Origin of the sequence: Streptococcus oralis, assembly GCF_001588645.1 — a bacterium.
Taxonomy (GTDB): domain Bacteria; phylum Bacillota; class Bacilli; order Lactobacillales; family Streptococcaceae; genus Streptococcus; species Streptococcus oralis_AB.
Genome location: NZ_LAYF01000015.1, coordinates 1 through 6740, shown reverse-complemented (window position 1 = coordinate 6740; position 6740 = coordinate 1). Strand labels below are relative to the sequence as shown.

The window sequence follows — 6740 nt, the reverse complement described above, 5'->3', positions numbered from 1 at the left end:
TGACATTATTTTTATTATCTATACATTTATTTTTTATTGGTAAATGAAATACAAAAATTGGTTCCTGTTATTTACTTTCGTTTTTTACTTTTATTCTTTACTTTGTTACGATCAAAAAATTTTTTTTAAACTGCTATTGACATCTCTTTTATTATCTATACATTTATTTTTTTTTAGTTAATGAAATACAAAACTGGTTCTTTCCTAACCCAGCTTAAACCTACTGTTTCCACGATAGCTACCTCCTTTCAAACATAAAAAAACGTAGCTATATTAGTTACGTCTCTACTTAATCAATTATCTACATATTATTAGTATGCCATAAATTTTAAAATAAAAAAATTAGGATAAGATTTTTTTACGTTATTCACTTTTACCTCGTACTGTGTGTTTAGCGTGACTTACACTTACGTTTCTGTCAACGCTAAACACACAGAGAAATTAGAATTGCAAAAAAACTGAGGGATGAGAGAAAGAGGTATTAGTACAAAAAAATTGAGAAGTAAACAGTACCTTTATCAGTTTTTTTTAATTTTTTATTTTTATAATTTGGAAAAAAAGGCATACTATAATTATAAAAACAATTACGGAGGGAACAACTATGTTTCTAAAATATTATTCACTCATTAACTATATTCTCTATAAAAATCGCAGAGAATTCGAAAACTCATTTGATTGCTATCCGAAAAAGACAGTGTATGAGTTTTATATTAGGGAGTCTACAGGAGGAATGAAAATTAGGCAAAAAGAACATAATGCAATTCATGTTAGCCTATTTTCTAATGGTGGAAGTTATATTACACTTTACTTAAGGAATTTTACGCCAGAGGATTTGGTGGCTGTGATGAATTCATTAATCAAGCAGAAGAAAGAACTTGGATATGAGCGGTTGATTTGCTTGTTATCAGAGCTCAAAAATGATGAACGCTTAAGTTTATTGATGAAGTTATCCAAAATGAAATAAACATACTTGGACGAGTATCTCAGTGTGTTTTTGTGGTAAATTTGTCTTTAAAATAGATAAGATAGATTATTTGATAAAGCCATTGTATTAGATGATTGGTTTGCCAACAATGTAACAGATGAATTATTTCATTCAGCTAGAGCTGGATGAAAACGCACCAAAATTGGTGCGTCTTTATTTTTTGTGCTATAATAGAAATAAATAAAAGGAGGAGTTACATGATTGGAGAAAATATAAAAACGTTACGTAAAACACATAAATTAACGCAGCCTGAGTTTGCAAAGATTGTTGGTATCTCTAGAAATAGTCTGAGTCGTTATGAAAATGGGACAAGTCGAGTTTCGACAGAATTAATAGATCGTATCTGCAAGAAATTTAATGTTTCGTATATCGATATCGTAGGGGAGGAAAAAATGCTCACACCAGTAGAAGATTATCAATTAACTCTGAAAATTGAAGTGATTAAAGAACGAGGGGCGAATATCTTAGCGCAACTTTATCGTTTTCAAGATGAACAAGAAATTGCATTTGACGATACTTCTAATCCTTGGGTTCTAATGAGCGATGATTTGTCTAATTTGATTAACACGAGGATTTATCTTGTTGTAACTTTTGAGGATGTAGAGCGATATAATGGCTATCTGGATGGTATTGAACGTGTGCTAGAACAAGCTAGTCATCTGGTGGTGGCTTAATGAAATTAGATAAATTTAGCCAGGATGACTTTATTAAAGTCTCCAATCGACTCGTTCGTTCTTTAACTAGTGGAAAAACAACCTCATCTCAGCCCAAGGCTATCTTGCTAGGTGGGCAGAGTGGTGCTGGGAAAACAACGATTCATCGTATTAAACAAAGGGAATTTCAAGGCAATATCATTATCATTTATGGAGATAGTTACCGCTCTTTTCATCCGAACTACCTTGACCTACAGGAAAAGTATGGCAAAGATAGTGTGGATTATACCAAGGTGTTTGCGGGAAAAATGGTTGAATACCTCGTAGATGAATTGAGTAAACAAGGTTATCATTTGTTAATCGAGGGCACCTTGAGAACAACAGAAGTTCCTAGAAAAACGGCACAATTATTGATAACTAAAGGATATCAAGTATCACTTGCACTAATTGCGACCAAGCCAGAATTGTCCTATCTCAGTACCTTGATACGTTATGAAGAGCTCTATGCTATAGATCCTAGTCAAGCTAGAGCGACTCCCAAAGAGCACTATGATGGAATTGTAGAACATTTAGTTGATAACTTACGAGAGTTAGAAAATGATCAGCTATTTAATCAAATTCAAATTTACCAAAGAGATCAATCGTGTGTTTATGATTCGCAAGTAGACGAAACCTCAGCAGCAGAAGTTCTACAAGAATGCCTCTTCGGAAAATGGAGTAAGGTGGAGGAAGAGATGCTGAAGATGGGACAGGAACGGTTGAGAGAGTTGGGGAAAATTGATAAGTGACGAAGGGCTAATTTATGAGTACATTAAAAAAAGTAATTTATTTCGATGAATCATCAGCAATGGATTTTTTACAGATTGAATCCAAGGGAAAATTAACGAAAACAACTGAGCTTATGACAACATTACAAGGTGAAACGGGTGTGGAAGTTGATGCTGAAGGAGCAATTGGTAAAATAGTGCTTTAAAAACAATTTTTGAAAAAATGACAGGATTAAGTGGTTCAGTTACTCTTTCCACTGCTAGTTCAGGGGGAATTCAAGGAAATAAAATAGCAAAGACAATACTTGAAAATTCTCTATTGTATGATTTTTTAGATACTGTAGAGTTACGCAAGAAGAATTTTCTTGTTGATATTACAGAAAATTATACTTTAGAAATAAGTGAAAATTCGATGTCTTATTTTGCTATGATTGCACCAATTTCAGAAATGATGGAAGGTTCCCAGAGTATAGAAGGGATGGAGAATGTATCAATGTCATTTTCTAAACTTAATTCTGGAATTAGAGAGATTAAAGGTTATTTTGAACTTATAGGATATAATAAAAAACATGAAATTGAGAGAATTTTCCGTTTTAATATCAATTCTTTTAAAAATAATTATCGAATTCATGATTTAACAAAAATGACTCTTAAACTTTATTCACTAAAAGTCGGCGCAACGACTATTAGTGACTTAAATTTTGAGACACAGTTTAATTTACAACAGAAAAATCTATCTTTTACCGGAATTGTAGAAAATGATAGGACTTGCTCAGAACGGAAATATCCAGTTTATGATGTAATCCTTGCAGGAGTGAACTAAATGGATAGTATTATACTTTTTAAAGGTTCTAAGAGAGATTTTAATAAATTATTAAATGAGAGAGCTGTTGAAGACTTCACCCCATTTATGGAGCTTATTCGACAATATAATATTACTGTAAGAGCTAATGATATTAATGCCTCACAATATGCTCCAGATGGATTTGGCGAAAAACGGATTGAAAATGTTGTCATTTTTGCTGATGATTATGCTTCTGTAACGGATCACGTGATATCAAATTTCAATAATATTGTACTTCTAGGACATGACATTCAACATCTTTATATACAAAATCCTCCCAAGAGAGTAGAGATTTCCTTGAGAGTTCAGTTTGAAAATATTATAGAAGAATGCTATTCAAACTATCAGGGAATAGATAATGCGGAGATTATTAATTTCTATAATCATATGATTTCTTCTAATGTTGTAGGTCAACAGCAAGCTAAAAAAGATATTTCAATTGGTCTACTAAAGAAAAGTACCCTAACAAATAAGTCTCCTCTTGTCATGTTATTTTACGGAAATTCAGGAATTGGTAAAACTGAATTAGCTAAAACAATGAGCGAGTATTTTAACGGGAAATTGACCCGAATACAGTTTTCGATGATGCAAACCGAGGAAGCTTACAAATATATATTTGGCGATACTCATGCTAAAAGTTCATTAGCTAAAGATTTATTATCCAGAGAAACCAATGTTGTATTAATTGATGAATTTGATAAGGTAAATAGCGCTTTATACAATGCTTTTTATCAAATGTTTGATGAGGGAGAGTTGGAAGATATAAATTATTTGGTAGATGTTTCTAATTGTATATTTATTTTGACAACAAATTTTAGTAATGATCAAGAAATTGCTGAAAACCTTGGCCTTCCTATCTTTTCTAGGATTAATTTAAAGATAGAATTTCAAAATTTAACCGAAACTGAACTGCTTAGAGTAGTTGATAATATTTTTAATGATGTGACCGCCCAATTATCAGAAGAAGATAAGGAATTTATAGAAAATTATGGTTTAAAAGAAACGTATAGGAAACATGTGGGTTCTTTTGAAAATATAAGATTATTGAAGAGTTTCATTGAGAAAGATGTGTTTCAAATTATTTTTGAAAAATTACTAAAACGTGATAATTTAGAATGAATCTTCACTGAAATTTTTACCTTAAAACAATTATTGTAGAAATTTATCGTTTAATTTCATTATGGATTTGTATCCATTAAAAAATGCATAAAACTATAACAATTTAAATGGTGTGAACTTTTTGGTAAAATCTAGCTCAATTTGTGTATTTTTAGGGTAAAATTCACACCATTCAAATGAAATTTATTCAAATTAGATGAAATTCTGTTTTCTGTAAATGTGGGAAAACATTGATTTTAATCGGATATTGAAACTTATTAAAATAAAAGTGTTTCCAGCCAGATCTTAAGAAAGCTCGTAAAGCATCACAATTTAGTAAACGTTAATTCGAGAGAATTACTATACTTACAGAGAGCACCTTTCGGGGTGTTCTTTTTTAGATTTTCATACTAAATTGGTGCAATTGACACAGTTGTTGCGACTTTAGTCGCTTACAAATGTGGCTGCAATCTGACAAAGTCAGTTGCCTCAAAACGTTAATCAATACGATACTATCAAGGTTTCAAAGCACTCAAGAGTTTACCTCATGGGTGCTTTTTTCGTGTCTTTTGAAATAGCTCTTCATATCGTTATTGAAATCCTTTAAATCATTAGGAATCTTAATAAGAACAGACAGATTACGGTTTCCTGAATTTATTTTTAGTGGATTTTTTGGAAAAAATATTTTCCTTAATGTACTTTTATGTATTGCTTCAAAAGTTGGAAAAAATCATTGAAAGATCTAACTCTATACTGAACAGGATTAGATCCTTCTTCATTTGATTTTAAATAATTAGAAAATATGATAAAATAAAATGAGAATATTTTTAAAGTGTTACCCGACTTTATTCGAGGGATTATACTTTCCCTTCTTATTTGATGAATTCGTGGTATTCTTTCGCTTGTTTTGATGCAGAAAGTTTTAAAAGGAGGCTACTCAGTATGTCATTATGGGACGCGTGGTTTGGAACAGATACAGAAAAGAAAAGGGAACAATATAAAGCATTGTATAACGATTTGAACAGTCAATTAAAAAGCTTTAATTCTAAATTAAAAACAATGGAAGGAAAAGTCGATAGCTATACCAATTCTCGACCTTCAATGAGTTCAAGTTTTATTCCAGAGGATGTTTTTAGTGATAGCGAAGGTCGAGTAAAAGGAAAAGTTGATACTGTACGAACCAATCAGTCTAGTGATGCAAAAAGCTTATCGAGTGCTGTTGATGCAGCCTATGAACGATACAAATACTATGAGCGTTTAGCTGAGCAAGAACGCCGCGAGAGGGAAGCAGAAGCAAGACGTCAGGCTGAGGAACGTAGAAATAGAAATAAAAGACGGAGGTAAGATTCATGGCGGATTTAAAAATCAAATATAAAGATTTGGAAACTGCTATTAAGCTTTCAAAAGAGATCAATCAAGAACTGACGAACTCGTATCAAACGGTTACCCGATTAAAAAGTTATCTCCAATCTGCCAAGTGGTCAGGAAAAACTAAGGTAGCTTTTGAATCCTATTTAGACATTATCCATAAATACCATAAGGATCTAAGATCTATCATGAACGAACATGAAAAAGCAGTCTCTGGTCTGAAAAAATCAATTGATAATTACAATAACTCATCAGAAGTTTCATCAATAAAGGGGTTGTAAATATGTCACATAAAGAAACGTTTTCTATTCATGAACTCCATTATTTGATCGGTGCCTTTGATGGGGAGTTGATGCCCGGGTTGCCCACGCTAGATGATATTGTCACTGCTTCTGAACTCATATGGACGATAGCCAAAGAAGATCTTGAGAAAAAAGGTTTGGTGAATGAGGATGGTTCACTAACAAAAGCAGGGTTTGTCGTAGTTGAGACTCTAAAAGAATATTGCTTGGGTAGAACTTTGGTCATTCTAAATAATTTCTATTTCATGCAATGCCGAGACAGTAACTTTTCTATTCTAATCGTAGATACTGGTCAGGGATATCAACTTGTCAAGATTAGTCCTATGAGTCGCTTATTGCTGCTTCAAGACAAGCTCCCATTGGTGACGAGGATTCCTCTGGAAGATGAGGTTGATTTTCTAACTGAAAGAAAGCAACTAACTCCTGATATCGAAACGGCTTTAGCATCAGATCAAGCACTGATGGTACAGCATTATCCTTTGGAACAAATGTGCGAGACCAGACACGCAGCATTATTAACAGCTTCGTATCTATTCGTTGAAGAAGAGGGCCAACTATTGGGATTTGATGTAAATCAAGAAGAGTTATACCGCTTTAGCCAATACTATTTCCTTGAGAGATTGTATAGCTGGCTTGCCATTCCGTTTAGGGAGGAGGATTTTGAAAATGGTAGTGACTGAAACGACTGTAATGGGTGGTGGTGGATCTAACGAAATCACCATG

The 6740-nt window shown here is 32.8% G+C and carries 9 protein-coding genes; all 9 read left to right on the top strand.

Features of this window, described 5'->3' with window-relative positions; all coding sequences use genetic code 11:
• Positions 1-730 precede the first annotated feature (730 nt).
• The 9 genes from A0739_RS10670 (at position 731) to A0739_RS08880 (ending at position 6697) form a co-directional block, all read left to right on the top strand.
• A complete protein-coding gene (locus A0739_RS10670; RefSeq protein ID WP_231082583.1) occupies positions 731-964 on the top strand; it encodes a hypothetical protein in 234 nt (77 codons plus the stop codon).
• A 218-nt stretch (positions 965-1182) separates the two neighbouring features.
• Positions 1183-1659: a type II toxin-antitoxin system antitoxin PezA gene (gene pezA, locus A0739_RS08910; protein ID WP_061587739.1), complete on the top strand. Its 477-nt coding sequence runs from the start codon at positions 1183-1185 to the stop codon at positions 1657-1659.
• Positions 1659-2426: a type II toxin-antitoxin system toxin PezT gene (gene pezT / locus A0739_RS08905; protein WP_061587738.1), complete on the top strand. Its 768-nt coding sequence runs from the start codon at positions 1659-1661 to the stop codon at positions 2424-2426. The genes pezA and pezT overlap by 1 nt, the downstream gene beginning before the upstream one ends.
• A 14-nt stretch (positions 2427-2440) precedes the next feature.
• Positions 2441-2611 (top strand): DUF6414 family protein, encoded by a 171-nt coding sequence (locus A0739_RS10665; protein ID WP_231082582.1) that lies wholly within the window; start codon positions 2441-2443, stop codon positions 2609-2611.
• Positions 2612-2628: 17 nt separating this feature from the next.
• Entirely contained in the window at positions 2629-3228 is a 600-nt protein-coding gene (locus A0739_RS08900) for a DUF6414 family protein (RefSeq protein WP_231082581.1), read from the top strand.
• Positions 3229-4368, top strand: coding sequence for an AAA family ATPase (locus A0739_RS08895; protein ID WP_061587737.1), 1140 nt, complete (start codon positions 3229-3231; stop codon positions 4366-4368).
• 921 nt (positions 4369-5289) lie between these two features.
• Entirely contained in the window at positions 5290-5691 is a 402-nt protein-coding gene (locus A0739_RS08890) for a hypothetical protein (RefSeq protein ID WP_042769177.1), read from the top strand.
• Positions 5692-5696: 5 nt separating this feature from the next.
• Entirely contained in the window at positions 5697-5996 is a 300-nt protein-coding gene (locus tag A0739_RS08885; RefSeq protein WP_061587736.1) for a WXG100 family type VII secretion target, read from the top strand.
• A gap of 2 nt (positions 5997-5998) precedes the next feature.
• A complete protein-coding gene (locus tag A0739_RS08880; RefSeq protein ID WP_061587735.1) occupies positions 5999-6697 on the top strand; it encodes a DUF5081 family protein in 699 nt (232 codons plus the stop codon).
• The last annotated feature ends 43 nt before the right edge of the window (positions 6698-6740 follow it).

Coding starts and splice junctions, on each gene's coding strand:
- A0739_RS10670 (WP_231082583.1), top strand. CDS start 731: ATGAAAATTAGGCAAAAAGAACATAATGCAATTCATGTTAGCCTATTT.
- pezA (WP_061587739.1), top strand. CDS start 1,183: ATGATTGGAGAAAATATAAAAACGTTACGTAAAACACATAAATTAACG.
- pezT (WP_061587738.1), top strand. CDS start 1,659: ATGAAATTAGATAAATTTAGCCAGGATGACTTTATTAAAGTCTCCAAT.
- A0739_RS10665 (WP_231082582.1), top strand. CDS start 2,441: ATGAGTACATTAAAAAAAGTAATTTATTTCGATGAATCATCAGCAATG.
- A0739_RS08900 (WP_231082581.1), top strand. CDS start 2,629: ATGACAGGATTAAGTGGTTCAGTTACTCTTTCCACTGCTAGTTCAGGG.
- A0739_RS08895 (WP_061587737.1), top strand. CDS start 3,229: ATGGATAGTATTATACTTTTTAAAGGTTCTAAGAGAGATTTTAATAAA.
- A0739_RS08890 (WP_042769177.1), top strand. CDS start 5,290: ATGTCATTATGGGACGCGTGGTTTGGAACAGATACAGAAAAGAAAAGG.
- A0739_RS08885 (WP_061587736.1), top strand. CDS start 5,697: ATGGCGGATTTAAAAATCAAATATAAAGATTTGGAAACTGCTATTAAG.
- A0739_RS08880 (WP_061587735.1), top strand. CDS start 5,999: ATGTCACATAAAGAAACGTTTTCTATTCATGAACTCCATTATTTGATC.